Source organism: Acinetobacter sp. YH12211, assembly GCF_013418015.1.
Taxonomy (GTDB): Bacteria; Pseudomonadota; Gammaproteobacteria; order Pseudomonadales; family Moraxellaceae; genus Acinetobacter; species Acinetobacter towneri.
Window position 1 is genome coordinate 22,522 of record NZ_VPCW01000017.1, and the last position, 24,910, is coordinate 47,431.

A 24,910-nucleotide genomic window follows, 5' to 3' on the forward strand; every position below is an offset into this window, starting at 1 on the left:
TGTAGTTTCATGAATAAAATTCAGCTGAATGAATGTTATTGATGAAAAATAGGGGTTTAGCAGAGTTATCAGGAAGGTTAGATGAACATCGAAATTAAAGAAGCACAAGAGTTACCAACGCAAATTCAGACTTTGGCCAAACATGCTGCTCAAGAAGGCTTTGATTTTGTCCATCGTTTAATTGAAGAATGGGAAAGTGGTAAAAACCGCTTTAGTCAGCCTGGTGAGTTTTTATTGTTTGTTTACGATGGTGATCAATTGGTTGCATGTGGTGGCTTAAACCAGCAATGGAATGAGCAAGATATTGAAAGTCGTATTGGACGTGTACGTCGTTTTTATGTTTTGCCAAATTATCGTAAACATGGCGTAGGTAAACAGCTCTTGCAACATTTAGAGAAAAAAGCACGTGCTAATTTTTCGGCGTTGTGTTTAAACACTGATACCAAATCGGCAGCGCATTTTTATCAAAAACAGAATTATGTGTATGTCGAAAATCATCCAAACTATAGTTATTTTAAATACCTGATCTAGTTTTGCTCATGCTACAAGCAGCAGTGTAGGCAGCATTTTGTTGATACTTTGCAAATTTCAATCAATTTAGTCGGGTTTTCAACGTGAATTATCTAAAGAACTAAAGCTATAATGGCTTTAGTTTTTTATTTGCTTATTTTTAGGAGATCACATGACTGTAGATGTCACTGAAACCATTTCCCAGACTGTACATCCTGCGTTTCAGTTGGTACGTCAACACCATGTTGAAGCCTTAGACATTTTAGTGTCTGAATATAAACATAAAGTTACAGGTGCGGTGCATTATCATTTGGCGACAGATCATGATGAAAATGTATTTTTAGTCGCATTTCGCACCCAACCAATGGATTCCAAAGGCGAGGCGCATATTTTAGAGCATACTGCGCTATGTGGTTCAGAAAAATTTCCTGTACGTGACCCGTTCTTTTTAATGATTCGTCGTTCATTAAACACCTTTATGAACGCATTTACCGCTGCAGACTGGACGGCGTATCCATTTGCGACACAAAACAAAAAAGATTTTCAAAACTTACTTTCGGTATATATGGATGCGGCTTTTGCAGCCAATTTAAATCCTCTCGATTTTGCTCAGGAAGGTATTCGTATTGAGTTGGAAAATGGTGAGCCTGTTTATAAAGGCGTGGTATTTAATGAAATGAAAGGTGCGATGAGTTCGCCATCCGATCAGCTTTATCACCAATTGGCTTATCATTTATTCCCTGAAACAACATACCACTACAATTCAGGTGGCGACCCGAAAGATATTCCAGATTTAACCTATCAAGAATTGGTAGATTTTTATAAGTCACATTATCACCCAAGTAATGCGGTATTTATGACTTTTGGCAATACGCCTGCATACGATTTACAAGAACAGTTTGAACAGTTGGCTTTGGCGAAATTTGAACAGGGCGAAACGTTGTATTCGAAGCCTGAGCGTCGTTTAGCTGCGCCAGTGGCAGTGACTGAAAGTTATGCAGTCGATGCAGAAGAACTGAAAGATAAAACTTATCATGTTTTGGCGTGGTTATTGCCTGAAGCAAGCGATATTAAATTACGCTTAGGTATGCGTTTGGTTGAAGGTGTTTTACTTGAAAATTCTGCATCACCACTGCGTCATTATTTGGAAACTTGGGCGCATGCACAATCTACAGGGCCATTGACGGGCGTGGATGATTCCAACTTTGAAATGACCTTCTTCTGTGGTGTGCAAGGTTCTAACCCTGAACATGCAGCAGAATTTCAGGCGGGCGTTTTAAAAGTTTTACAAGACGTGGCTGCACAGCCTGTGGATACGGCATTGGTCGATGCAATTTTGCATCAAATTGAATTGCATCAGCGTGAAATTAATGGCGATGGTATGCCATACGGATTGAGCTTGATTTTAAATGGTTTAAGCAGTGCAATTCACCACAATGACCCAATTCAGGTGTGGGATGTAGATACTGCGATTGAGCAAGTCAAAGAAGAACTTAAAGATCCAATGTGGTTATCACGGCTAATTCAGACGCATTTAATTGATAACCCGCACCGTGTTCAAATGACTTTGGTTCCAGATGCAGAAAAATCGGCCAAAGATGCTGCACTTGAAAAAGCACGTCTGGCTGAGATAGGCGCACAACTCACAGATGAGCAAAAAGCAGAAATCGTCGCGCAAACGGAAGCTTTAAAAGTCCGTCAAGATACGCCCGATGATTTGAACTTATTGCCAAAAGTTGGTTTGGAAGATGTGCCTGCAGCCTTGCATATTGTGCAGGGTGAGTTGCGTGAAATTATCAGTAACCGCATTGATTATCCTTTAAATTTATATCATGCAGGAACCAATGGAATTTACTATCAGCAAGTGTTGATTCAAATTCCAGATGAAATTGTACAATCGCCATACTTTAATTTGCTGTCCATTTTAATGGGCGAAGTGGGTGCAGGTGAATACGGCTATTTAGAATTGCAACAGCTACAAACCGCAGTTAGCGGTGGTTTGGGCATGGGTGCATCTTTACGTTCTAAAGTCGATGACAAAAATCAGATCAGTGCATGGCTCACATTAACCACTAAGTCTTTGGTGAATAATCTTGAAGCCATCCGCTTGCTGAAATTAGCATTTGAGCAATTACGTTTTGATGAAAAAGACCGCATTATTGAGCTGTTACAACAACGAAAAACCCGTTGGCAGTCACGTTTGTCGGGTTCGGGGCACAGTTATGCCATGCAAATTGCAGGACGTCATCACAGTGCTTTGGCACAGCGTGATTACAACAACACAGGTTTGGGCGCATTAAATTGGTTGGCAGACTTGGTTGCTAAAATTGAAAAAGATGCAGCGGAATACGAGAAATTGATTGCTGAGTTGCAATTGATTCACCATAAATTACTGCAAGCATCTAAGCAATTTTTGTTAGTATGTGAAGAACATCAATCCGATCGTTTGGTCGAAGAAGTTCAAGAAGTTTGGGATAAACTTATTGTTGCAGAAAATCCTGCTGCTTTAACTCAAGTTCCTGTAGATCATTCAACGCAAGATCAGGCATGGTTGATTCAAGCCAATGTGCAATTCTGTGCGGCTGCGTATCCTGCGGTGGAAGTGTCGCATCCTGATGCTGCACCTTTGATGGTATTGGCTGCATATTTGCGCAATGGTTTCTTACACAGCGCAATCCGTGAAAAAGGCGGTGCTTACGGTGGCGGTGCAAGCTACGATGGCAATGCATGTTCATTCCGTTTTTACAGTTATCGTGATCCACGCTTGGCAGAAACTTTCGCAGACTTTGAAGCGAGTATTGATTGGTTATTTAATGCAGAGCAATTGCCGCATCAACTAGAAGAAGCGATTTTAGGTTTAATTGCTAGTATGGATAAACCAGGTTCGCCTGCAGGTGAAGCGATTACTGCATGTTATGCATTATTGCACGCGCGTACACCCTCATTCCGCACAGTATTACGTGAGCGTTTATTGGCGGTGACTTTAGACGATTTAAAACGTGTTGCGGAGCAATATTTGCGTCAGCAGCAAGCATCTAAAGCCGTAGTCGCACCTGTGTCAAAACGTGAAGCATTGCTCGAACTTGGTTTTGAAATTAAACAAGTGAACTGATACGTGAAATAACAACGAAAACTTAGGGGGATTTATGAGCGCGTTCAAACTGTTTGAACGCACAGGACTGTCGCTGAGTGTTGCCGCACTCAGCACTGTGTTTGTGGCGAAAACCTATGCACAAGACCCAGCTAGCTTAGTTGCACCTGCAACACCTGAAGCCTGTGTGGCTTTAGAGTCAAATGCTGATCGTTTGGTGTGTTACGATGCTCTGTTTAAAATTCCTGAAGCAGAAAAAACAGCGCTGATTAGCGAACGTCAAGCTGCTCAGGCACTAGCGCCTGAACCCGAAACGGTGACAGAAAAAATTGCAGTGGGTGTGAGTAATTTATTTTCTTTTGATGTACCAAAGCTTGATCCGAATGTATCTTTACTGGATAAGCGCTGGGAGCTTTCACCCGATAGCAAATTAGGCACATGGAATTTACGTGCTTATCAACCTGTGTATTTGATGCCTACTTTTTGGACGTCCGATAAAAATGAACGTCCACAAAGCTTGAATGAGCAAAATACCGTTCCCGTGGGTAAGGAGCAAAACCTGACCTCAATGGAAACCAAATTTCAGCTGTCTTTAAAAACCAAAGCGGTAGAAAATCTGTTGGGTGATAACGGTGATGTGTGGCTAGGTTATACCCAGTCATCACGTTGGCAGGTTTATAATGGTGATGAGTCACGTCCATTTCGTGAAACCAATTATGAGCCTGAAGCCAGTTTGATGTTCCGCACCAACTATACACTTATGGGGCTGCATGGTCGTTTATTGGGTGTGACGTTGAACCATCAATCCAATGGTCGTTCTGATCCATTATCACGCAGTTGGAATCGGGTGATTTTTAATTTAGGTTTTGAAAAAGACAATTTTGCCTTGATGTTACGTCCGTGGTATCGCATTGAAGAAGACCGCAGCGATGACAATAACCCTGAAATTAAAAATTATATCGGGCGTGGCGATATGTTGGCATTTTATCGCTGGAAAGAGCATGACTTTTCTTTGATGCTTCGTCATAGCTTAAAAGGCGGTGATGACGCGCACGGTGCAGCACAGTTTGACTGGGTTTTCCCAATCAGTGGAAAATTACGCGGTCATTTCCAATTGTTTGATGGTTATGGTGAAAGCCTGATTGATTATAACCACCGCGCCACCTATGTTGGTTTGGGTGTGTCTTTAATGAATTGGTTTTAAGTAGATTAAGATTGATTTCTCATTATTGCTCGCTGAATATAAAACGCCAATCTTGAAGATTGGCGTTTGTTTTTGAAGTCGGATCGTATCCAGCTTTTATCCAACTTGAATATCTGCGGTTGGATGTTTAAGTCGGCTTTTTTGTGGTGTGGCGATTAAATAAGCCAAAGTCAGCGGCCCTAAACGACCTGCAAACATCAACAACATTAAAATAATTAAGCTGGCAGGTTGTAATTCACCTGTAACACCACGGGATAAACCCACCGTGCACGCTGCAGATACAGCCTCAAACAACAGGTCTAAAAAATTCAGTTTCGGTTCAAGGGCAAGTAAGCTAAACAAACCGAGGCAAATTAACATACCTGTGATGCTGATCACCGCCAAAGCTTTAAAGGTGGTACGTTCAGGTACAGCATGATTAAACACACGCACCTCATCTGAACGTCTTAAAAAACTGATCACACTTAAAATGACAATAATAAATGTGCCAACTTTAATACCGCCTGCGGTACTGAGCGAACCGCCACCAATAAACATCAGTAACATGGTGAGTAGGGTGCTGGCATTTTGCATGCTGGCCATATCTAGACTGTTGAAGCCAGATGAACGTGGCACGGTAGCATGGAACCAAGCATTGAGGGCTTGATCGCCAATACTCATGGCTGCAAGGGTATGTGGATTATTGGCTTCAATCGCCCAAATCAGCAGAAAGGCCACAAAGTTTAAACCAGCAATGGTCGATAAAATCAGCTTGCTATTGGGTGAGAGTTTTTTCCAGCGTTTGGCACGTTTAATATCCATGAGTACTACAAAACCAATACCGCCAATGATATACAGCATACTAATAGTTAAGGTAATCAGGTATTGATCTGCAAAACTCATTAAGCTATTGGGAAATAATGAAAATCCACCATTGTTAAAGGCTGAAACACTATAGAAAGCCGCATAGAAAAATGCATCGCTAAATGGATAATCCTGCATCCATGCCAAGGTTAAAATAACCGTGCCAATCCCTTCAAAAAACAATGAGTAGAGCAACACGCTTTTAATGGTCATCGACACTTTAGACAGGTTGGTTTGCCCAATGGTGTCTTGCGCCATGATTTGTTGTTTTAAACCAATTTTGGATGACAAACTTAAAACCGCTAAAATCGCAAAAGTCATAAAACCTAAGCCACCACATTGTAACAACAACATAATGACCATTTGCCCAAATACGGTATAAGCATCGCCAATATTCACTACAGACAATCCAGTGATCGTCACTGCAGATGTAGCAGTAAATAAGGCATTAATCCAACTCATCTCGCCATGATGGGAAATGGGCAGTTTCAGCAAGATTGTGCCAATGCTAATAAAGCTTAAAAAGCCCAGTGCCAAAAGACTGGGTGGGCTTAAATTGACAGTTTTGATTGGTTGTTTCGCTGTTTTTTTCATTCTGACTTAAATTGTTTAGATAAGCGTTTTAATGGTTCAAGTTGTCCTTCAACCACCAAAATATCATCTGTTTGTAGCATTAAATTGGATTCAAGCGTATAGAAAATCGTTTCGGCACGTTTAAACAGTAAAAGTTTAACCTCGGGTGCATGTGACATCAGACTATGAATGCGCGTGCCATGCAAGTTGTCTTTAATTTTTACTTTTACAATATAGTGGTTGTCGTTTAGGCTCATATAACGACTCACCATCGGATAACTCAGCGATTGCGCGATGCGAACGCCCATATCTTCTTCAGGGTGAATAATTTTACTTACGCCCAAATGGGTCAAAATCATGGTGTGCGCTTTACTTTTGGCTTTAACGTAAATTTTAGAAATACCCAAATTCTTTAAATTTAAGACACACAAAATACTGGCTTCAATATCTTCACCAATGGCGACCACCACGGCATCGCAATTTTGAATATTCAGTTCTTCCAAAACGTGTTCATCGGTTGCATCGGCAATCACCGCATGGGTAATTTGATCGGCAATGTTTTCTACAAACTTTTTATTGCTATCAATCCCAATGACATCATGGTTGAGTTTGACCAATTGTGTCGCCACAGTTGCACCAAAGCTACCTAAACCAATGACAGCAAATTGTGCCATAGCATCATCCTGAAAAAATTATATTATTCTCTTAATATTTTAGAATACTTTGTGACTCAACACTGTATCAATATGACTAAAAAAACCGCTGATTGCAGCGGTTTTTTGCACTTATTGACGTGTATGATCGTTTATTTTAAGAAACGCTGATAACCCAAGTTGTTAGTAATTTCTTGGTATGGATAAGTGATCTTTTCCAAAGTTTCAATTAAACCATCTGGGTTCTGTTTGGCATCCGAAGCTTCTAAACCGACCAATACACGACCTTCCGCTGCACCGTGGTTACGGTAATGGAACAGGGTGATGTTATGGGTTGGGCCTAAGCGCTCCAAGAAAGTCAGTAATGCACCCGGACGCTCTGGAAATTCCACACGGAATAGACGTTCATTTTCAATATCGGCATGACCACCGACCAAATAACGAATGTGTAGTTTTGCTACTTCATCATCCGACAAATCATCAACATCGTACTGGGTTTTGAGTAACTCATAAATATCGTGGCGTTCTTTTTCACCAGATTTTAAGCTGATGCCGACAAAGACTTGTGCAGCAGTAGCATCGCTGGCGCGGTAGTTAAACTCGGTGATATTACGACCTTGCAGCGCACGGCAGAAGTTAAGGAACGCACCTTTTTCTTCTGGAATGGTCACGGCAAAAATTGCTTCTTTATGTTCACCGAGTTCAGTACGTTCCGCAATATAGCGTAAACGGTCAAAGTTCATGTTTGCGCCACAGACAATTGACACAATATTTTTATTTTGCAATTGGTGTTGCTCGACATATTTTTTGATGCCTGCCAAAGCCATTGCACCTGAAGGTTCTACAATGCTGCGGTTTTCATCAAAGGTGTCTTTAATTGCCGCACAGATTTCATCGGTATTCACCAAAACGACATCGCGCTCAACAATTGGGCCTGATTGATCTGATTTTTGTAGTTGTAAAACTTCAAACGGTTTCTCACCAATTTGTGCGACAGCAGTACCATCGGCAAATAAACCCACTTGCGGCAAAATAACCCGTTCATTGGCTTCAAAAGCCGCTTTTAAGCAAGCCGATTCATCATATTCTACAGGAATGACTTTGACATGCGGTGCGACATCGCCCAAGTAGGCTGCAACACCTGCAATTAAACCGCCACCACCAACAGCAACGAAAACATATTCGACATCGCGCCATTGACGCAAAATTTCATTGGCAATCGTACCTTGACCTGCCATGACCAATTCATCGTCATACGGTGGAATAAAAGTCATGCCTTCATCTTGGGCACGTTGAATTGCATATTTGTTGGCAACATCAAATGAGTCACCATGTAATACCACTTCGCCACCCAAGCGTTTTACCGCTTGTACTTTAATATCTGGCGTGGTTTTAGGCATAACGATAATGGCGCGAATACCCAGTTTTTGCCCAGACAATGCTACACCTTGCGCATGGTTGCCTGCAGAGGCAGTAATTACACCACGTTCAAGTTGGTCTTTGGGTAATTGGCTAATACGGTTATACGCACCACGCAATTTAAAAGAGAATACAGGTTGTAAGTCTTCACGTTTAAAGCGAATGTTATTGTTCAGTTTTTCACTAATTCGTGGCGCTGCGTCGAGTGGGGTTTCGATTGCAACATCGTAGACCGTTGCTTGTAAAATTTGTCGAACCAAACGAGACAGCATGTTAATCTTCCATCTAACAGTTTAAAATAGGGGGTTATTGTAACAAACCCCTGCACATTTGCGCTGTAAAATCGGCAACAAATGTCAAAAATAGTTGAGTGAAGTCATGAGTCTGTATGCTACCCAAGATGAAAAGAAGCAAGCGGCTGCCAAAGCAGCATTAAAACATTTGCCTAAAGGCGGGATTTTGGGGGTAGGTACAGGCAGTACAGTGAATTTCCTGATTGATTTATTGCCTGAATTACAATTAGAAGCAGCTGTGGCAAGTTCTGAAGCGACTGCGGAGCGCTTAAAGAAACTTGGTATTGAAGTGGTCGATATGAACTCTGTGGGCAGTTTAGATGCTTATGTTGATGGTGCAGATGAAATTGACCGTCACATGCACATGATTAAAGGCGGCGGCGCAGCGTTGACCCGTGAAAAAATTGTGGCTTCTATTGCACGTAAGTTTATCTGTATTGTCGATGATTCAAAATGGGTAGAGCAATTAGGACGTGAGTTTCCATTGCCAATTGAGGTGATTCCAATGGCTCGTTCTGCGGTAGCACGCAAAATTGTGGCTTTAGGTGGCGATCCTGCTTACCGTGAAGGTGTGGTGACTGATAACGGTAACGTGATTTTAGATATTTATAATTTAAATATTTTAAATGCGTTGGAATTAGAAAAAACCTTGAATGATATTCCGGGTGTTGTGACCAATGGTATTTTTGCCATCAATAAAGCTGATATTGCAATTGTAGCGACCAATAACGGCATTGAAGAACGTACTGTGGTTTAATTCGTCTCCCAAGCCCCTTGTTTTTAATAGGGGGCTTTTCTCCCTCCTTTATTAAAGGAGGGTCGGGGAGGATTTAATAAAAGAACAACAATGACATTATCCGACTTACCTGAAATTCAAATTACACCACATGCAAAAGCAACACGTTTACGGTTACGTGTCGAGCCGAATCAAATTCGCTTAACTGTGCCGAAATATTGCACTCAGCGACAAATTCAGGATTTTTTGCAGCAATCTGAACAGTGGATGATTGAAACTTGGCATAAACAGCAGGCGCAGCAAGGACTTGTTCGGCGTGAATTGCCAAATCAGTTATCACTTTTTAATTTGGCTAAGCCTTTAAATATTCATTATCAAACACAAAAACACAGTTTTATTTTAGATTTAAAACAGCATTGCCTATGGGTTAGTGACCGCCAACCTGCGGCATATTTAAAAGCCTTTGTTATTGCTTATGCCAAGCAAATGTTGCCGATATATTTGCAAACAGTCAGTCATGAAATTGCTTTGCCATTTAAACAGTGCGCAATTCGTCAACCGAAAACCCGTTGGGGCAGTTGCAGTACGCAACAGCATATTATGCTCAATAGCGCCTTGGTGTTGTTTCCTGAACAAATTGTGCGATATGTTGCTGTGCATGAGTTGGCGCATACACGACATTTTGATCATAGTCCTGCATTTTGGGTTGAAGTACAACGGCATGATGCGCACTATTTGCAGCATCGCAAACAGTTAAAAACAACGTCTTTGCCTTGGTGGTGGTATCAATAAAAAAGCCAACACCCACATGATAAGACTACAATGCAAAGGTGTTGCACGTATTGACTACAATCCAAATCATCTTTTATAAAATCAACAGAATAAAGAAAAGCCCCAAAACCCTAGTAAAACAGTTCAGAAAACCAAAACTTCCTGTCATACTATAGCGTTAGCTTAAACATGCTTTTGAATTGAGGTAATGCACGTGATTTCAGTTGGTATTGTCGGTGGTACAGGTTATACAGGCGTTGAATTATTGCGTCTTTTGCTACGACACCCAAATGTGAAAGTAAATGTACTGACTTCACGTACAGAAGCGGGTCGCCGTGTAGATGATATGTTCCCAAGCCTGCGTGGACACACAGACCTGTGCTACTCAGATTTAAACATCGAAGAATTAAAACAGTGTGATGTGGTGTTCTTTGCTACACCGCACGGCGTTGCAATGCAACATGCTGCGGAGCTTGTTGCAGCCAACACCAAAGTGGTCGATTTAGCAGCAGACTTCCGTTTGCAAGATTTAGCACAGTTTGAAAAATGGTATGGCATGCAACATGCTTGCCCAGACATTTTAAAAGATTCAGTTTATGGCTTGTCTGAACTCAACCGGGAACAAATTAAACAAGCACAGGTGATTGGTAACCCAGGGTGTTATCCAACCACAGTGCAACTTGGTTTAGCGCCATTATTTAAACAAGCTGAAGCTTTAGTGAAACCTGAAAGTATTATTATTGATGCAAAATCGGGTGTATCTGGTGCAGGGCGTAAAGCCAGTTTGGGCATGATTTACTCTGAAAATGCCGACAACTTTAAGGCTTATGGCGTTGCGGGGCATCGTCATCATCCAGAAATTGTAGAAGCATTGGAAAATATTTCGGGTCAAAAAGATGTGTTTAATCACATTGTGTTTGTACCGCATTTAGTACCTATGATTCGCGGTATGCTCAGCACCATTTATGTAGATTTAACTGAGGCAGGTAATGCAGCAGATTTACAAAGTCTGTATGAGCAGTTTTATGCCAATGAACAGTTTGTAGATGTCATGCCTGCCAATAGTTCACCAGAAACGCGCTCGGTACGTGGCGCTAACCAGTTGCGTATTGCATTGTATAAACCACAACCGAAAAAATTAGTACTTTTGGTTGCGCAAGATAACTTGGTGAAAGGTGCAGCAGGGCAAGCAGTACAAAATATGAACCTCATGTTTGGTTTTGCAGAACATGCAGGACTTGAGGTGATTGGTTTATTACCATAAGAACACGTTTTTCAACTTCACACACATTTAGATTTCGATTTAAATGTGTGTTTTGAATGAATCAAAACAAGAGATGACGATGCATAACACCGATACAGAAACCACGTCACAGTCAAATTCAAGCATGACACCCTCATCTACACCGCCAGAAAAAAAGCCATTTCTTGAAAGCAATGCGCCTTTAGCAATTGGCGCTGCCATTTTAATTTTAGGCAGTGGTTTTTTGGGCTATTCAGTCGGGCATCGTCAGGGCTTAACTGTGGTTGGTTACGATGCTGATGCAGAACAACTGGTTGAAGTGGTGCAAGAACAAAAAACGCGGTTGGAAAGTCTGAATAAGAGCTTAAATGCTGCGGTTCAAGAACGCGATGTTGCGGTCAGTAACTCCAATGATTTGTATCAAGCTTTCACTCAAGCAACTGAAGATAAGCAACGTACTGAAGGCATGAGTGCGATTTATCGTGAAGTTTTGCGTCAACGTGGTGGTTTAAGCCTGACCGTGCAAAATCTTGGGGTGAAACCATTACCAGACAATGCTTATGAATATCAGGTCGATTTGGTACAAGTGAGTCCAAACAAGCGACGTGCAAGTGGTACGGTAGAACTGCGTTTAATTCAAGGCACAGAAGTGCTGGTTGTTCCGATGGAAGACAGCAATTTTAATTTTGATAATTATGAGCGTTTAACAGGGCGCTGGAGCATGCCTAAAGGCTTTAATCCAGACTTTATTGAAGTCCGTTTAAATGGCGCAACTCCTGTGATTAAACGCTTCAGTTGGAGCAAAGGCAAAGCCGTGGAGGCAGATTCTGCCTTTATTTCTGAAATTCCACAAGCAGAAGCTAGCGCTCAATAATGTGTGATATGTAAAACTTATGCGAACCCAAAAAAGATCCATCTGTTTAAATGAAATTAAAACCACTTTTCATCAATCTGGCTATGTCGATTGGCATTTAACCCCGCGTTTAAGTGTGGATGATGCAGGACATGAAGATGATGGTGATATTGCGGTACAAACTGCGCCGCCACAATTAAAACGCCCACCTTTATATGTTGTCGTTTTAATGAACGATGATTACACCCCAATGGACTTTGTAATTGAAATTTTACAACAATACTTTGCAATGAATCTTGACCAAGCGACTCAAGTAATGCTAACTGTACACTATGAAGGAAAAGGTGTCGCAGGGGTCTATCCGCGGGATATTGCGGAAACGAAAGCGAACCAAGTCAATAATTACGCTCGATCACAAGGTCATCCATTACTTTGTCAGATTGAGCCTAAAGATTAAGGGGGTTACATGCTCAGTCGTCAATTAGAAGTATCACTACGTTTGGCTGTTAGCATGGCTCGTCAAAAGAGACACGAGTTTCTAACGGTTGAACATTTATTATTGGCTTTATTAGACAATGATTCGGCAGTCAATGCACTCAAGGCGTGTGGTGCAGATGTTATTGTGCTGCGTAAAGAACTCGAAGAATATGTAGAACAACATACCCCTAAACTTGCTGAAAATAACGATCAGGCACCGCACCCGACCGAAAGTTTTGACCGCATTTTGCAGCGTGGTATTTTCCATGTGCAATCTAGTGGTGGTGACCGTACGGTTGAAGGCGCAGATATTTTAGTGGCAATGTACTCTGAACGTGATTCATTTGCCGTGTATCTACTCAAGCGTCATCAAATTAACCGTTTGACCTTAACGCAATACTTATCGCACGGTACACGTAAAGACGAAACGCAAGCGGAAGAAGAGGTTGAAGAATTAGATAGCGAAAGTTCAAGCTCTGCCAATGCTGGCCCGTTAGAGCTTTACACGCTAAATTTGAATACTGAAGCGCAAAAGGGTAAAACCGATCCGTTAATTGGGCGTGAAAAAGAAATTGAGCGTGCTGCACAAATTCTATGCCGTCGTCGTAAGAACAACCCATTGTTGGTGGGTGATCCAGGCGTGGGTAAAACCTCTATTGCCGAAGGTCTGGCGTGGCTGATTGTGAATGGTAAAGCGCCAAAACCACTCGAAAATGCCGAAGTATATAGTTTGGATATCGGTGCGTTGGTAGCGGGTACAAAATACCGTGGTGACTTTGAAAAGCGTTTAAAACAACTGTTAAATGCCTTGAAAAAGAAACCTGATGCCATTTTATTTATTGACGAAATCCACATGATTATTGGTGCAGGCTCAAGCATGGGCAGCACTATGGATGCATCAAATTTAATTAAACCTGCGTTGGCAAATGGTACTTTGCGTTGCATTGGCTCGACGACATTCCAAGAATATCGTCAGGTATTTGAAAAAGACCATGCACTTTCACGCCGTTTCCAAAAAATTGATGTGAATGAGCCTTCAATTTCAGAAACGATTGATATTTTACGTGGTTTAAAATCGAAATTTGAAGAATTTCACCATGTTAAATATGATGATAAAGCATTGGTGTCTGCGGTAGAGTTATCGGCCAAATTTATCAATGACCGTTTCTTGCCAGACAAAGCCATTGATGTGATTGATGAAGCAGGTGCGCAGCGCCGTTTAAGAGCTGAGCAAGATGATACTTTAATCACAGTAGAAAACATTGAAGATATCGTCTCTAAAATTGCACGTATTCCACCTAAAACCGTATCGAAAGATGACAAGACTGTACTTGAACATCTTGAGCGTGATTTAAAACGTGTGGTCTTTGGTCAAGACGAAGCTATTGAAGCGTTAGCATCAGCAATTAAACTGTCACGTGCTGGTTTAAAAACACCAGACAAACCAGTGGGTAGTTTTGTATTTGCTGGCCCGACAGGCGTTGGTAAAACCGAAGTTACCAAGCAGTTGGCAAAACTGTTGGGTGTGGAATTGGTTCGCTTTGATATGTCTGAATATATGGAGCGTCATGCAGTTTCACGCTTAATTGGCGCGCCTCCGGGTTATGTAGGTTTTGATCAGGGCGGCTTACTTACCGATGCGATTCATAAAAACCCGCATTGTGTGTTGTTGCTAGATGAGATTGAAAAAGCACATCCTGATGTATTTAACTTATTGCTGCAAATTATGGATCATGGCTCATTGACCGACAATAATGGTCGTAAGTCAGATTTCCGTAATGTGATTTTAGTACTGACCACCAATATTGGTGCAGAAAGTATTTCACGAGTCAGCATTGGTTTCATGGATCAAGACAACAGTAATGACAACCAAGAAGCAATGAAAAAAGCCTTCTCGCCAGAATTCCGTAACCGTTTAGATGGTGTGATTCAATTTAAGGCTCTACCAGCTACCGTGATTGAAAATGTAGTAGATAAATTCTTAACTGAATTACAAGCTCAATTGGATGATAAAAAAGTCATTCTTGAGGTTGATCAAGATGCACGTGAATGGATGGCTGAGCATGGATATGATCGCTTGATGGGCGCACGCCCAATGCAACGCCTGATTCAGGAACACTTGAAGAAACCATTAGCAGAAATGATTTTATTCGGTGAATTGGCTGAACAGGGCGGTAATGTCGCTGTTTCTGTGAAGAAAGAGAATGGTAAAGCGGTTGGTTTGAAACTTGAAGTATTTGAAGATCAAACTGCTGAACCAGCTTAACTTTTATATTGCATCACCATGAATGAAAATAACCCATGTTCAACATGGGTTATTTTTTTATGTATTCCACTTTTAAGTAAAGTCGCTTATGGATGTTCAGATCACAAAAATTGCCAGTACCGTACTTTTGTTTTTTATAACAGCATTAATGGAAATATTAGGTTGTTATTTTCCTTATTTAATTTTGAATCAGGGAAAATCGCAGTGGCTTTGGGTGCCAACAGTTTTGGCTTTAGCGGCTTTTGTGTGGTTGCTTACTTTGCATCCTGCGGCATCGGGGCGAATTTATGCAGCGTATGGCGGAATCTATATTTGCACCGCTTTGATTTGGCTAAAGTATGTGGATCAGTTTAATTTAACCCGTTGGGATATGTTTGGTGGGATGGTGGTCATTTTGGGTGCATTGATTATTATTTTACAACCTCAAGGTTTAATACGTTAACTCTCAACTGTTTTGAGTATTCAACCTATTAAACCTGTAATGAGGATGTGATGCTTAATAGAATTTTTATTTAATCTGTTTTAAATTTACATTCACTATTCGACAATTGCACATTAAATTGTGTTTTCTCTGCACTGAGTTGTAAATTCAACACATACGGATTTACACGCTGAAATTGATGCTCAAACATTGAATCGCAGTTGTGAATCAAGTTTTGTTTAATCATGTTTTTAACATTGTTGTAGCCCGTGCTTTCTACAAACTGAGTAAAATCGGGTGAAATAATCATGCCGCGAATGTTAATTTGCTTGTCTGTAGTTGTACTTTGTTCAATCACGGTATTTTGATCGACTTGATACGGCATAGTGCGGGAATCTTCATCGCTGATTACATCTAAAATTTCATTTAAAGCTGCTACATTTTTAATTTTGTAGTCAGCCGTTAAAATATCGTGCTGAACCAAATATTGGTCTAATTCGCTAGGTTTAGCATAGGCTGTGCTATGAGTAAGCATTGCAGCTGCACAAAGAGTTATTGTCGCAAGTGTTTTATACATCATATTATTCATCTAGGCTCTTTTTGAAATTTTAGAAAATCAACCGTCGTTTCAGATTATAGCGAGCCAAATAAAAAAACAGCACTATTTAGTGCTGTTTGTAACAAAACTCATCAAAGCGTACTCAATGCTTTGAAGTCGTTTAGTCTTTTTTGAGGTTTTCGTTCAATAAAAACTCAACCAATGCTTTTTGAGCATGTAAGCGGTTTTCGGCTTCATCCCAAACCACGGCATTTTTATGATCTAGCATATTTTCAGAAATTTCTTCACCACGGTGCGCAGGTAAACAATGCATAAATAAGCAATCTGGATGTGCCAAGTCCATCAAATGCTCATTGACTTGATAGTCTGCAAAGGCTTTTTCACGGATTTTTTGTTCTTCTTCCTGCCCCATACTCGCCCAAACATCGGTTACAATCAGGTCAGCATTGACTGCTGCATCTTCAGCAGAGTCTACTAATTCTACACAGTGTGCAAATTCGGACAGGAAACGTTGTTCAGGTTCATAGCCTTTAGGTGTTGCAATTTTTAAATTAAAGCCCCACATGTGCGCAGCTTCAATATAAGAGTTACACATGTTGTTGCCATCACCAATCCAAGCCACGGTTTTACCTTCAATTGAACCGCGATGCTCTAAGTAAGTTTGCATATCTGCAAGTAACTGGCAAGGGTGGTGATCGTCAGTTAAAGCATTGATTACTGGAACTTTTGAATAAGATGCAAAACGCTCTACAATGTCATGTCCGAAAGTACGAATCATCACAATATCAAGCATGCTTGAAATGACACGTGCAGAATCTTCAATCGGTTCACCACGGCCTAACTGTGTGTCACGTGATGATAGGAAAATTGCGCTGCCACCAAACTGACTCATACCTGCTTCAAACGATACACGAGTTCGGGTACTAGATTTTTCAAAAATCATTCCCAAGACTTTGCCCACAAAGGGTTGGAAAACTTCATTGTTATGCTGTTTACGCTTAAGCTCAATGGCGCGTTGCAAAATTTGATTCAGTTCTAAAGTCGATAAATCGCGTAATGTTAGAAAGTGACGTAGAGCCATTCGTTACTCCACAATAATTGCTGAATGAGAAAAACAACAATTAGTTGTTGGTTGGTTAAGTGAAAAAGGGAATCGGCTAATATACTATAGGATGAAGAAATTGCAAAAAAACTAGACTTTTTGATGGGCGTCTAGAAAGCGATCTACACAATAACTTACATAATTGATTGTTTCTTGTTCAGTTTCTTGTTTTGGAATGCCCATAATAATGCGCCATTCTAAATTTCTTAAAATCCCAAAATACAATTGTGCCGAATAAACAGGGTGTTCGCAGCGAATGAGCCCTTGTTGGCTGGCATGCTCTAGCACTTTGGCAATGCACAATTGTACGTGCAGAGGGCCGCGCTCATGAATATGCAAGGCAATGTCAGGGTTGCGCTGACTTTGCTCTAAAACTAAACGCATAAAAGCTGCATTTTCAGGCGCTAGTATATGATGATAAAAATTCAGCAAGGTCTGAATTAAATAACCACGTAAATTGGAATCTATTTGTTCAAAAGGGATGTGAATATCCTGAAAAAACTTGTCACGGCGATAATCACAAATCGCTTTAAACAAGCCTTCTTTATTGCCAAAGTATTTATAAATAGAAGCTTTAGAACCGCCAGCATGTTGCACAATATCATCTAAAGATACGGCATCGTAGCCACGTTCTAAAAACAGATCAGTTGCACTGACGAGCAGCGCCACACATCGCTCATGTCCACGCTTTGTAGGAGGGACATCTTTACCGAAAGGGGTTAAATGAGCGATATCTTGCATATTGGATAATATTTCAGCAAATGATCAAAGGGAGAGATTGTTATTATAGCAAATTTATGCACAGCGTGCTGTGTTGAAGTGTACGGGCAGCGTGCTTGAATTCAGAAAAAATAGAAATACACTCAAAATAAGCAAAATTTTGCTTATTTAGTATGCAAAAAAGCTATGTTTATTAAATTTAAATAATAAGCAATATCACGAAAATTTATTGTGCAATAAAATTTCGAATTATTTGACTAAAGTTTTAGAGCATAGATTCTAAAAAGTCATGGCGCAGCGTTGCATTCCCGATATACTCAAACCTCGAAAAATATAGTAAGAAAAGCGGAAAGGAAGATGACAGAACAAACATCTGCGGGCTTAAGATTCAGACAAGCTTTAGAAGTGGAAAAGCCATTACAAATTATCGGCACGGTAAATGCTTATGCTGCCATGATGGCAAAGCAGGTTGGCTATAAAGCCATTTATTTATCTGGCGCAGGTGTCGCCAATTACTCTTACGGTTTACCTGACTTGGGCATGACCAGTTTAGACAACGTCTTGGAAGATGTGCGTCGTATTACTGAGCGTGTAGATACTCCATTATTGGTGGATATTGATACAGGTTGGGGTGGTGCATTTAATATTGCCCGCAGTATTAAGCAAATGATTGCTGCAGGTGCTGCTGCAGTACACATTGAAGATCAGGTTGCACAAAAGCGTTGCGGACATCGTCCAAACAAAGAAATTGTAACTCAGCAAGAAATGGTCGATCGAATTAAAGCTGCGGTTGATGCAAAAACTGATTCAAACTTTGTAGTCATGGCACGTACAGATGCCTTGCAAAAAGAAGGTTTGCAAGCGGTGATTGACCGTGCTTGTGCATGTGTGGAAGCGGGTGCAGATGCAATTTTTGCTGAAGCGATGACAGACATTACCATGTATAAAACAGTATGTGATGCAGTTGGTGTACCAGTACTTGCAAACATTACTGAATTTGGTGATACCCCATACTACACCACAGAAGAATTGGCGGAGCAGGGTATTCGTATGGTGTTGTATCCACTTTCACCAACACGTGCCATGCAAAAAGCTGCCTTAGAAGTGATGCAATCTATTCGTAAAGATGGCACTCAAGTTAATGTCTTAGACAAAATGCAGCAACGTAAAGAATTATACGAATTCCTTGATTATCACACTTTTGAAAACACATTAGACAAGCTGTTCAAACAGGAGAATTAAAAAAATGGCTGAAGGAAAAGTACTCACAGGCGCAGGATTGCGCGGACAAGTGGCGGGTAAAACTTCACTCTCAACTGTAGGTAAAAGTGGCGCAGGCTTAACTTACCGTGGTTATGATGTACAAGACTTGGCAGAAAATTGCCAGTTTGAAGAAGTTGCTTACCTGATTTTCTTTGGTGAATTGCCTACTTCAGAGCAATTGGCTGCCTATAAAGCAAAATTGAAATCTTTACGTGCATTGCCACAAGCATTGAAAGAAGTGCTTGAGCGTATTCCTGCAGATTCACATCCAATGGATGTGATGCGTACAGGTGTTTCAATGTTAGGTAACCTAGAAACCGAACAGTCATTTGAACAGCAACAAGATGTTGCAGACCGTATTTTGGCAACTTTGCCAGCCATTATCTGCTATTGGTATCGCTATAGTCACGATGGCGTACGTATTGAAGAAAATACGGATGATGATTCAATTGGCGCACAATTCCTGCATTTATTACGTGGTGAAAAACCAAATGAATTGCATGAACAAGTCATGAATGTGTCATTAATTTTGTATGCAGAGCATGAGTTCAACGCATCAACATTTACAGCACGTGTTTGCGCATCAACTTTGTCTGACATGCATTCATGTATTACAGGCGCGATTGGTTCATTACGTGGCCCATTACACGGTGGCGCGAATGAAGCAGCGATGGAAATGATTGAAAATTGGACATCGCCAGAAGAAGCTGAACGTGAAATGCTAGGCAAGTTGGAACGTAAAGAAAAGATCATGGGCTTTGGTCATGCGATTTATAAAGACAATGATCCACGTAACGGCATCATCAAAATCTGGTCTGAGCGTTTAGCGCAAGATGTAGGTGATACAGTACTTTATCCTGTATCGGTGCGTTGTGAAGAAGTGATGTGGCGTGAGAAGAAATTATTCTGTAATGCTGACTTCTTCCATGCGTCTGCGTATCACTTTATGGGTATTGCGACCAAACTATTTACACCAATCTTTGTGATGAGCCGTGTAACAGGTTGGGCAGCACACGTGATGGAACAGCGTGCAGATAACCGTATTATCCGCCCAAGTGCAGATTATACAGGCCCAGAATTGCGTAAAGTTGTACCAATTGCAGAGCGTTCGGCTGCTTAATTGGTTGTCTAAAAAGCTGTACCGTGCATGAACATCATGTGATGCAGCAGTTTAGGCTGAAGATAAGGTTTCATTGTTAAGCAATGGAACCTTATTTTTTTGAGGTTTGGATGAGGGTAGTCAAAAATACAATGAGTAATTATTGAAGCGTTAGAGAATTAAAAAAGATCGGACGTACGATAGCGCATTTTTAAATATTTGATCATAAAAGAAGGTTGTTGTATTTTGTTTCTTAAGGTTGTAAATGGTTGCATGATTGGCTAAAATTTATTCCATAATTAATATGAGGAAAAAGCAATGTCACATGTAGCAGTTAAAATCGACAGCGATATTGTTGAATCAGCAAAGATTTACGGGATGGCTGAAAGTAGAAGTGCAACTAAACAAATTGAGTACTGGGCTAAAATTGGAAAAATCGCACAAGACAATCCCGATTTAACTTTTCAAGATATAGCAGATTTGTTGCTTAGTATGGCGCATGTCAAAGCAGGGAATACAACACCATATAGCTTTGGTTGAGTTCAATGAATATACAACAAACTCCCTTATTTGAACGGACAGTGAAAAAACTAACCAAGCAGCAGAAAAAAGATGTTGATAATGCCGTAATAACCGTTTGGAATAATCCTGATATCGGAGAAGCTAAAGTGGGGGATTTAGCAGGAGTATTTGTTTATAAATTTAAAATGGACAAACAGCTTGTGCTACTGGCTTACTCTGTGAGTGATGACGAAATCATGACACTCTATCTTTTAAAATTGGGCAGTCATGAGAATTTTTATAGAGACTTAAAAAGATAGGTTTACTTCAGGGTGCAGTACAAGTGCTTGTATCTTGCATTAGATCAATCAGGTCTTGAGCGACTAACAGAGTGAGCTGTTCTAGTCGTTGTAATGGATTGCCATCTAAAAAATATTTGTACTGAAAAGTTTGCTGCTGATAATGAATGGCGATAAAAAATGTCCCTACAGGTTTTTCTGGTGTGGCACTGCCGCCTGGTTTCAGTAACCCTGTGCATGCCACAATAAAATCTGCATGTTGAAATAGTTTTTTGCCTTGAACTGCCATGGCTTGTGTGACTTCTGCGGATTCAGCGGTATAGGTGGCAATTAAGTCACTATTCACATGCAAAATCTCACGTTTAATGCTTGGGTCGTAACTGACTAATCCACCAAGTAAAATATTGGCACCGCTATTTTTATAAATAGAAAACTGACTACATAAGTAACCTGAGCTGGCACTTTCAATAAAAGCCACAGTCTGTTGGCGTTGTTCAAGTATGGTACAGCATTGTTTGAGCATGATAAATCTGCAAGTGAATAGAATAAGTTGCTCAAGTGTACTGAATTTTGTCGACTTGTGCGAAAAAACATCAAAAAGTGAAATGCTAAAATAAGAATGTTCACGATTTAACTGCCTATAAATACAGCAAAATTTACAATTATAGGTTTAATCGTGGCATGAACGGTGATACAAATAAAAGTAAAGCAAAAAGTAATAAAAAGGATGCTGTGATGAAAACAACGGTGAAATATATCGTTTTAAAAAGTTTGGACTATCAACTTGGTACATCATTATTTGAGGATGAAATTGATGCTGATGCACAATATTTTGACCAAATTCCAAGCATTATTGAATATCAAAACTTGCGCTTTAAAGTGGTGAGTAAAGAACAAAAGCGTTTACAGTTGATTGAGGAAAATGAAGAACATCAAACCATCATTGTCAGAGTTTTGGTGATTTAAAGTCATTTCAATCTAGATTAGTCAGAGCTTCAATATAACAGCAGAATGATTGAGCATCAGTGGAGCGTATCGAAGTTGGTGTTTTTTTAGTCACTGGATGCAAAAAATTGTATTTCACATCACAAGAAAAAATTGAAGAATTGATTAAAAATGCTAACTACGTCACATATTTGTGTTGGTATTTTTGTAGATTAGCATTTTTCAAACGGGCTGTAATGGCTTAAATAAGCTTATGTTTTTTAGATCAATTTTTATTTTAACAGACTGATAATTGAGATAGAGAGAAAATTAATTAAAATATCTTAAAAATATAATCATGACAGATAGAACAAAATATAATTGAATTTTAACGTATTTTTTGAATGCGTGTTACATTTTGGTTTTTATTATATTGTTAAATAATAAAGTGTTTTTCTTAGATAAAATTAAAAAAAACAGTGTATTTTCTTTATGGAATTGAGCATTTTTGTTATTGCTGTGTATAGTCCTTGCATCTCACAATAGTGAGGAAGTTTAAAGGGGCTAAATATAATGAATCATAATGCAATTATCATGATGACGCTGATCATTTTAGCTGTGGGATTTTCTCTAGGCATTTATGTGTATTTTGAACAAAAGAGAAAGCAAAATGAAGAAATTCAGCTGATCATTACAGAAGCAAGACAGGGTCTAGTAGAGTTAGATCGGAAATAATAATCTAGGTGTAAATCGTATACTTCGATGCGGATCCAATGGGATATGTTAAAGGTGAAAAATAGACTTAAAAAAGTAATTTTATGCCACTGTTTGTCGGTCAGATGACGATAAAATAAATGAACGAAACATAGCTGTAGTTTCTTAGTTTTCCCACATTCCCATGTGGGATTTTTTTTGTCTAAAATTTAGACTAGCGCAGTATTTATTAAGATAAGTCATTATTTTTATGTACAAAAGTGACCTTTATTATAAAGATCAAAATAAGGTGCATATTCCTGCATAAACCTACCACCTATTCCTATTCGTTCCCTACCACTCATTCCTATTCCAAGTCGGCCACTTAGGGTTTATTCAGTAATAGAATTACAAGAAGAATGAACCTCATAAAAAGTATTCAAATGCCAATATTGCACAACAGCGCTACTTATATCATTTAGCGATGAACTGATTTACGATTACGTTCGATGAGAGATGGATCCGGAAATATGAACAACTCCTATAAGTGATACTCTGCTCCTCAAATGATGTTATAAACATCAATATATGGAGTATTTTATGGCACGTAGACCAAGAAGAAATCATTCAAACGACTTTAAGGCTAAGGTAGCACTTGCTGCGATCAAAGCAGAAAAAACACTTGCTGAATTGAGTGCTGAATTTGATGTTCATCAAAACCAAATTATTGACCGGAAAAATCAATTGATCTCAGCTTCCTCGCAAGCTTTCGATCAATCAAAAGCTCCATCAGAACCTCCCATTGATCTTAAAAAGTTACATGCAAAAATCGGTGAGCAGGCATTAGAAATTGATTTTTTAGAAGGTGTGTTGAAGAAACTGGGCCGCTTCAACCACAAAAGTTAATCGACGACTCACTTCAGATTTCAGTATCTAAACAAGCTAAGTTACTGAAAGTCTCTCGTGGTTGTTATTATTATCGCCCAAAACCTGTTAGCTCATCAGATCTGAAGCTGATGCGATGTATTGATGAATTACATATGCAATATCCTTTTGCAGGTAGCCGTATGATGCGTGATTTGTTGAATCGTCAAGGACATCATATAGGACGACGTCATACACGTACTTTAATGAAGAAAATGGGTATTCAGGCGTTATATTGCAAACCAAATTTAAGCCAGGCGAATCAAGCTCACCGTAAATATCCATATCTGCTCAAAGGATTGGCTATTCAGCGCAGTAATCAAGTGTGGTCTACGGATATAACGTATATCCCTATGGCAAAAGGTTTTGTTTATTTATGTGCTGTGATTGATTGGCATAGCCGCAAGGTACTTGCGCATAGGGTATCGATTAGTATGGAGGTTACATTTTGCATAGAAACATTAAATGAAGCGATTGAAAAATATGGATCACCTGAAATATTGAATACAGACCAAGGCAGTCAGTTCACCAGTGATGCATTTATTGATGTATTGAAATCAAATGGCATTCAAATCAGTATGGATGGTAAAGGTCGATGGGTAGATAATGTGATGGTTGAACGATTATGGCGGAGCGTTAAATATGAAGAGGTGTATCTCAAAGCTTATAGCAGTGTCACAGATGCGAAAAAGCAATTGAGTGCATATTTTGAGTTTTATAATCTGAAACGACCTCATTCGAGTCTAGACAAAATGACACCAAATGAGTTTTACTATGATCAGCTACCCCAACAAAACAAGGTGGCTTAACTAGAGCGGAATATCACTTATAAATACGCTTTTAGTTGTTCAAACAAGTGGAACCACCTCTATGATCGATTAAAAAATCGAACTTACACAAAATAATTTACAGGCTCTAAAATACGTTTAGTACTTTTAGCAGTATCAATAACAATACCACCACCTTTCTTCGCAACCGTTACCATCCCTGTACTAATCGCTGCTGAAAGACCATTGAGTGCTGTTGTCATCTCCTAATTTTGGTGGGTATTTAGCCTTATCGACTACAGCCCCTTAATTAATTACTTCAAGAAAATCATCTATTAAATTGAGTAAATCTAGACTTTTACATTTAGAAAAAATTACCTTATTTACAATGTTATCTTTGTATTCAAAAAAATGATCTTCATATAAAAACCAAGTAAAATAAATAGTATTATTATTCCTTGCTGCCCTTTTACTGAAATCATCAAAGGTTTCTTCTAAAGTGATTCTGTAATTCTCAGATAATAAACCTTTAGGATAGAAAAATTTTTTACAATTTTCATCATTTATCACATTGCTATAATAACCCCAGTTACGGATAAGCCAAAGATTTAATCACATGAATTTTAGGCTTATTCTTTTGGCAAAGTTGATACGCACATAGTGAAGAAAATACGCCTGCTAAAAAACCAGCAATCGAACGATGTTT

25 protein-coding genes and 1 pseudogene are annotated in these 24,910 nt (G+C 39.7%); 17 read left to right on the top strand and 9 right to left on the bottom strand.

The window, feature by feature from the left end; genetic code table 11:
- Positions 1-81 precede the first annotated feature (81 nt).
- The 3 genes from FTU98_RS09385 to FTU98_RS09395 all read left to right on the top strand — a co-directional run bounded on the left by FTU98_RS09385 (position 82) and on the right by FTU98_RS09395 (position 4,805).
- On the top strand, positions 82-531 hold the full coding sequence (locus FTU98_RS09385) for a GNAT family N-acetyltransferase (protein ID WP_180038098.1): 450 nt from the start codon (positions 82-84) through the stop codon (positions 529-531).
- 151 nt (positions 532-682) lie between these two features.
- Positions 683-3,622 carry an insulinase family protein gene (locus tag FTU98_RS09390; protein ID WP_180051325.1) on the top strand — a complete coding sequence of 980 codons (2,940 nt, stop codon included), beginning with the start codon at positions 683-685 and terminating at the stop codon, positions 3,620-3,622.
- Positions 3,623-3,656: 34 nt separating this feature from the next.
- On the top strand, positions 3,657-4,805 hold the full coding sequence (locus tag FTU98_RS09395) for a phospholipase A (RefSeq protein ID WP_179994410.1): 1,149 nt from the start codon (positions 3,657-3,659) through the stop codon (positions 4,803-4,805).
- 96 nt (positions 4,806-4,901) lie between these two features.
- Here FTU98_RS09395 and FTU98_RS09400 read toward each other — a convergent pair whose 3' ends face one another.
- The 3 genes from FTU98_RS09400 to ilvA all read right to left on the bottom strand — a co-directional run bounded on the left by FTU98_RS09400 (position 4,902) and on the right by ilvA (position 8,565).
- Positions 4,902-6,242: a TrkH family potassium uptake protein gene (locus FTU98_RS09400; RefSeq protein WP_179994411.1), complete on the bottom strand. Its 1,341-nt coding sequence runs from the start codon at positions 6,240-6,242 to the stop codon at positions 4,902-4,904.
- On the bottom strand, positions 6,239-6,895 hold the full coding sequence (locus FTU98_RS09405; protein WP_004973425.1) for a TrkA family potassium uptake protein: 657 nt from the start codon (positions 6,893-6,895) through the stop codon (positions 6,239-6,241). The genes FTU98_RS09400 and FTU98_RS09405 overlap by 4 nt, the downstream gene beginning before the upstream one ends.
- A 131-nt stretch (positions 6,896-7,026) precedes the next feature.
- On the bottom strand, positions 7,027-8,565 hold the full coding sequence (gene ilvA, locus FTU98_RS09410) for a threonine ammonia-lyase, biosynthetic (RefSeq protein ID WP_019837302.1): 1,539 nt from the start codon (positions 8,563-8,565) through the stop codon (positions 7,027-7,029).
- Between the two features lie 106 nt (positions 8,566-8,671).
- Here ilvA and rpiA point away from each other — a divergent pair, with 106 nt between their 5' ends.
- From rpiA to FTU98_RS09445, 7 genes are all read left to right on the top strand, one after another.
- Positions 8,672-9,343, top strand: a complete 672-nt coding sequence (gene rpiA / locus FTU98_RS09415; RefSeq protein ID WP_180051328.1) for a ribose-5-phosphate isomerase RpiA — start codon at positions 8,672-8,674, stop codon at positions 9,341-9,343.
- A 90-nt stretch (positions 9,344-9,433) separates the two neighbouring features.
- The gene (locus FTU98_RS09420; RefSeq protein ID WP_180051330.1) at positions 9,434-10,114 is read left to right on the top strand and encodes a M48 family metallopeptidase; all 681 of its coding nucleotides are present in this window, start codon (positions 9,434-9,436) and stop codon (positions 10,112-10,114) included.
- Between the two features lie 187 nt (positions 10,115-10,301).
- On the top strand, positions 10,302-11,357 hold the full coding sequence (argC, locus tag FTU98_RS09425) for an N-acetyl-gamma-glutamyl-phosphate reductase (protein WP_179990765.1): 1,056 nt from the start codon (positions 10,302-10,304) through the stop codon (positions 11,355-11,357).
- A gap of 79 nt (positions 11,358-11,436) precedes the next feature.
- Positions 11,437-12,210: a DUF6776 family protein gene (locus FTU98_RS09430; protein WP_096901621.1), complete on the top strand. Its 774-nt coding sequence runs from the start codon at positions 11,437-11,439 to the stop codon at positions 12,208-12,210.
- A 19-nt stretch (positions 12,211-12,229) separates the two neighbouring features.
- On the top strand, positions 12,230-12,646 hold the full coding sequence (gene clpS, locus FTU98_RS09435; RefSeq protein ID WP_004973438.1) for an ATP-dependent Clp protease adapter ClpS: 417 nt from the start codon (positions 12,230-12,232) through the stop codon (positions 12,644-12,646).
- 9 nt (positions 12,647-12,655) lie between these two features.
- Complete coding sequence (gene clpA / locus FTU98_RS09440) at positions 12,656-14,932, top strand: ATP-dependent Clp protease ATP-binding subunit ClpA (protein ID WP_180038092.1); 2,277 nt, start codon at positions 12,656-12,658, stop codon at positions 14,930-14,932.
- An 88-nt stretch (positions 14,933-15,020) separates the two neighbouring features.
- Positions 15,021-15,374, top strand: a complete 354-nt coding sequence (locus tag FTU98_RS09445; RefSeq protein ID WP_180038091.1) for a YnfA family protein — start codon at positions 15,021-15,023, stop codon at positions 15,372-15,374.
- Between the two features lie 70 nt (positions 15,375-15,444).
- Here the strand turns inward: FTU98_RS09445 and FTU98_RS09450 are convergent, their stop codons facing one another.
- From FTU98_RS09450 to FTU98_RS09460, 3 genes are all read right to left on the bottom strand, one after another.
- Positions 15,445-15,888: a hypothetical protein gene (locus tag FTU98_RS09450; protein WP_257220039.1), complete on the bottom strand. Its 444-nt coding sequence runs from the start codon at positions 15,886-15,888 to the stop codon at positions 15,445-15,447.
- A gap of 184 nt (positions 15,889-16,072) precedes the next feature.
- Positions 16,073-16,993 (bottom strand): ornithine carbamoyltransferase, encoded by a 921-nt coding sequence (gene argF, locus FTU98_RS09455; RefSeq protein ID WP_180051332.1) that lies wholly within the window; start codon positions 16,991-16,993, stop codon positions 16,073-16,075.
- Positions 16,994-17,104: 111 nt separating this feature from the next.
- Entirely contained in the window at positions 17,105-17,755 is a 651-nt protein-coding gene (locus FTU98_RS09460; protein ID WP_168417358.1) for a TetR/AcrR family transcriptional regulator, read from the bottom strand.
- 336 nt (positions 17,756-18,091) lie between these two features.
- On the opposite strand from FTU98_RS09460, the gene prpB reads away from it, so the two are divergent.
- The 4 genes from prpB to FTU98_RS09480 all read left to right on the top strand — a co-directional run bounded on the left by prpB (position 18,092) and on the right by FTU98_RS09480 (position 20,917).
- Positions 18,092-18,976 (top strand): methylisocitrate lyase, encoded by an 885-nt coding sequence (gene prpB, locus FTU98_RS09465; protein WP_004973459.1) that lies wholly within the window; start codon positions 18,092-18,094, stop codon positions 18,974-18,976.
- Between the two features lie 4 nt (positions 18,977-18,980).
- Positions 18,981-20,117: a 2-methylcitrate synthase gene (gene prpC, locus FTU98_RS09470; RefSeq protein WP_004973461.1), complete on the top strand. Its 1,137-nt coding sequence runs from the start codon at positions 18,981-18,983 to the stop codon at positions 20,115-20,117.
- 297 nt (positions 20,118-20,414) lie between these two features.
- A complete protein-coding gene (locus FTU98_RS09475) occupies positions 20,415-20,636 on the top strand; it encodes a hypothetical protein (protein ID WP_004973462.1) in 222 nt (73 codons plus the stop codon).
- Positions 20,637-20,641: 5 nt separating this feature from the next.
- The gene (locus tag FTU98_RS09480) at positions 20,642-20,917 is read left to right on the top strand and encodes a type II toxin-antitoxin system RelE/ParE family toxin (RefSeq protein WP_004973465.1); all 276 of its coding nucleotides are present in this window, start codon (positions 20,642-20,644) and stop codon (positions 20,915-20,917) included.
- A 7-nt stretch (positions 20,918-20,924) separates the two neighbouring features.
- Here the strand turns inward: FTU98_RS09480 and FTU98_RS09485 are convergent, their stop codons facing one another.
- On the bottom strand, positions 20,925-21,419 hold the full coding sequence (locus tag FTU98_RS09485) for a CinA family protein (RefSeq protein WP_180051334.1): 495 nt from the start codon (positions 21,417-21,419) through the stop codon (positions 20,925-20,927).
- A 212-nt stretch (positions 21,420-21,631) separates the two neighbouring features.
- On the opposite strand from FTU98_RS09485, the gene FTU98_RS09490 reads away from it, so the two are divergent.
- The 3 genes from FTU98_RS09490 to FTU98_RS09500 all read left to right on the top strand — a co-directional run bounded on the left by FTU98_RS09490 (position 21,632) and on the right by FTU98_RS09500 (position 24,246).
- A complete protein-coding gene (locus FTU98_RS09490) occupies positions 21,632-21,862 on the top strand; it encodes a hypothetical protein (protein ID WP_026438431.1) in 231 nt (76 codons plus the stop codon).
- Between the two features lie 531 nt (positions 21,863-22,393).
- A complete protein-coding gene (locus FTU98_RS09495; RefSeq protein ID WP_004973471.1) occupies positions 22,394-22,555 on the top strand; it encodes a hypothetical protein in 162 nt (53 codons plus the stop codon).
- A gap of 546 nt (positions 22,556-23,101) precedes the next feature.
- Positions 23,102-24,246 (top strand): IS3 family transposase gene (locus tag FTU98_RS09500; RefSeq protein ID WP_180051336.1). Its coding sequence is split into 2 segments (ribosomal slippage): positions 23,102-23,366 and positions 23,366-24,246, totalling 1,146 coding nucleotides; the frame shifts between segments, so codons are not numbered across the junction.
- An 83-nt stretch (positions 24,247-24,329) separates the two neighbouring features.
- Here the strand turns inward: FTU98_RS09500 and FTU98_RS09505 are convergent.
- Both FTU98_RS09505 and FTU98_RS09510 read right to left on the bottom strand, forming a co-directional pair.
- Positions 24,330-24,467 (bottom strand): hypothetical protein, encoded by a 138-nt coding sequence (locus tag FTU98_RS09505; RefSeq protein ID WP_158660382.1) that lies wholly within the window; start codon positions 24,465-24,467, stop codon positions 24,330-24,332.
- 326 nt (positions 24,468-24,793) lie between these two features.
- Positions 24,794-24,910: pseudogene (locus tag FTU98_RS09510) on the bottom strand (IS982 family transposase); the annotation flags it as partial.

Coding starts and splice junctions, on each gene's coding strand:
- FTU98_RS09385 (WP_180038098.1), top strand. CDS start 82: ATGAACATCGAAATTAAAGAAGCACAAGAGTTACCAACGCAAATTCAG.
- FTU98_RS09390 (WP_180051325.1), top strand. CDS start 683: ATGACTGTAGATGTCACTGAAACCATTTCCCAGACTGTACATCCTGCG.
- FTU98_RS09395 (WP_179994410.1), top strand. CDS start 3,657: ATGAGCGCGTTCAAACTGTTTGAACGCACAGGACTGTCGCTGAGTGTT.
- FTU98_RS09400 (WP_179994411.1), bottom strand. CDS start 6,242: ATGAAAAAAACAGCGAAACAACCAATCAAAACTGTCAATTTAAGCCCA.
- FTU98_RS09405 (WP_004973425.1), bottom strand. CDS start 6,895: ATGGCACAATTTGCTGTCATTGGTTTAGGTAGCTTTGGTGCAACTGTG.
- ilvA (WP_019837302.1), bottom strand. CDS start 8,565: ATGCTGTCTCGTTTGGTTCGACAAATTTTACAAGCAACGGTCTACGAT.
- rpiA (WP_180051328.1), top strand. CDS start 8,672: ATGAGTCTGTATGCTACCCAAGATGAAAAGAAGCAAGCGGCTGCCAAA.
- FTU98_RS09420 (WP_180051330.1), top strand. CDS start 9,434: ATGACATTATCCGACTTACCTGAAATTCAAATTACACCACATGCAAAA.
- argC (WP_179990765.1), top strand. CDS start 10,302: ATGCACGTGATTTCAGTTGGTATTGTCGGTGGTACAGGTTATACAGGC.
- FTU98_RS09430 (WP_096901621.1), top strand. CDS start 11,437: ATGCATAACACCGATACAGAAACCACGTCACAGTCAAATTCAAGCATG.
- clpS (WP_004973438.1), top strand. CDS start 12,230: ATGCGAACCCAAAAAAGATCCATCTGTTTAAATGAAATTAAAACCACT.
- clpA (WP_180038092.1), top strand. CDS start 12,656: ATGCTCAGTCGTCAATTAGAAGTATCACTACGTTTGGCTGTTAGCATG.
- FTU98_RS09445 (WP_180038091.1), top strand. CDS start 15,021: ATGGATGTTCAGATCACAAAAATTGCCAGTACCGTACTTTTGTTTTTT.
- FTU98_RS09450 (WP_257220039.1), bottom strand. CDS start 15,888: ATGCTTACTCATAGCACAGCCTATGCTAAACCTAGCGAATTAGACCAA.
- argF (WP_180051332.1), bottom strand. CDS start 16,993: ATGGCTCTACGTCACTTTCTAACATTACGCGATTTATCGACTTTAGAA.
- FTU98_RS09460 (WP_168417358.1), bottom strand. CDS start 17,755: ATGCAAGATATCGCTCATTTAACCCCTTTCGGTAAAGATGTCCCTCCT.
- prpB (WP_004973459.1), top strand. CDS start 18,092: ATGACAGAACAAACATCTGCGGGCTTAAGATTCAGACAAGCTTTAGAA.
- prpC (WP_004973461.1), top strand. CDS start 18,981: ATGGCTGAAGGAAAAGTACTCACAGGCGCAGGATTGCGCGGACAAGTG.
- FTU98_RS09475 (WP_004973462.1), top strand. CDS start 20,415: ATGTCACATGTAGCAGTTAAAATCGACAGCGATATTGTTGAATCAGCA.
- FTU98_RS09480 (WP_004973465.1), top strand. CDS start 20,642: ATGAATATACAACAAACTCCCTTATTTGAACGGACAGTGAAAAAACTA.
- FTU98_RS09485 (WP_180051334.1), bottom strand. CDS start 21,419: ATGCTCAAACAATGCTGTACCATACTTGAACAACGCCAACAGACTGTG.
- FTU98_RS09490 (WP_026438431.1), top strand. CDS start 21,632: ATGAAAACAACGGTGAAATATATCGTTTTAAAAAGTTTGGACTATCAA.
- FTU98_RS09495 (WP_004973471.1), top strand. CDS start 22,394: ATGAATCATAATGCAATTATCATGATGACGCTGATCATTTTAGCTGTG.
- FTU98_RS09505 (WP_158660382.1), bottom strand. CDS start 24,467: ATGACAACAGCACTCAATGGTCTTTCAGCAGCGATTAGTACAGGGATG.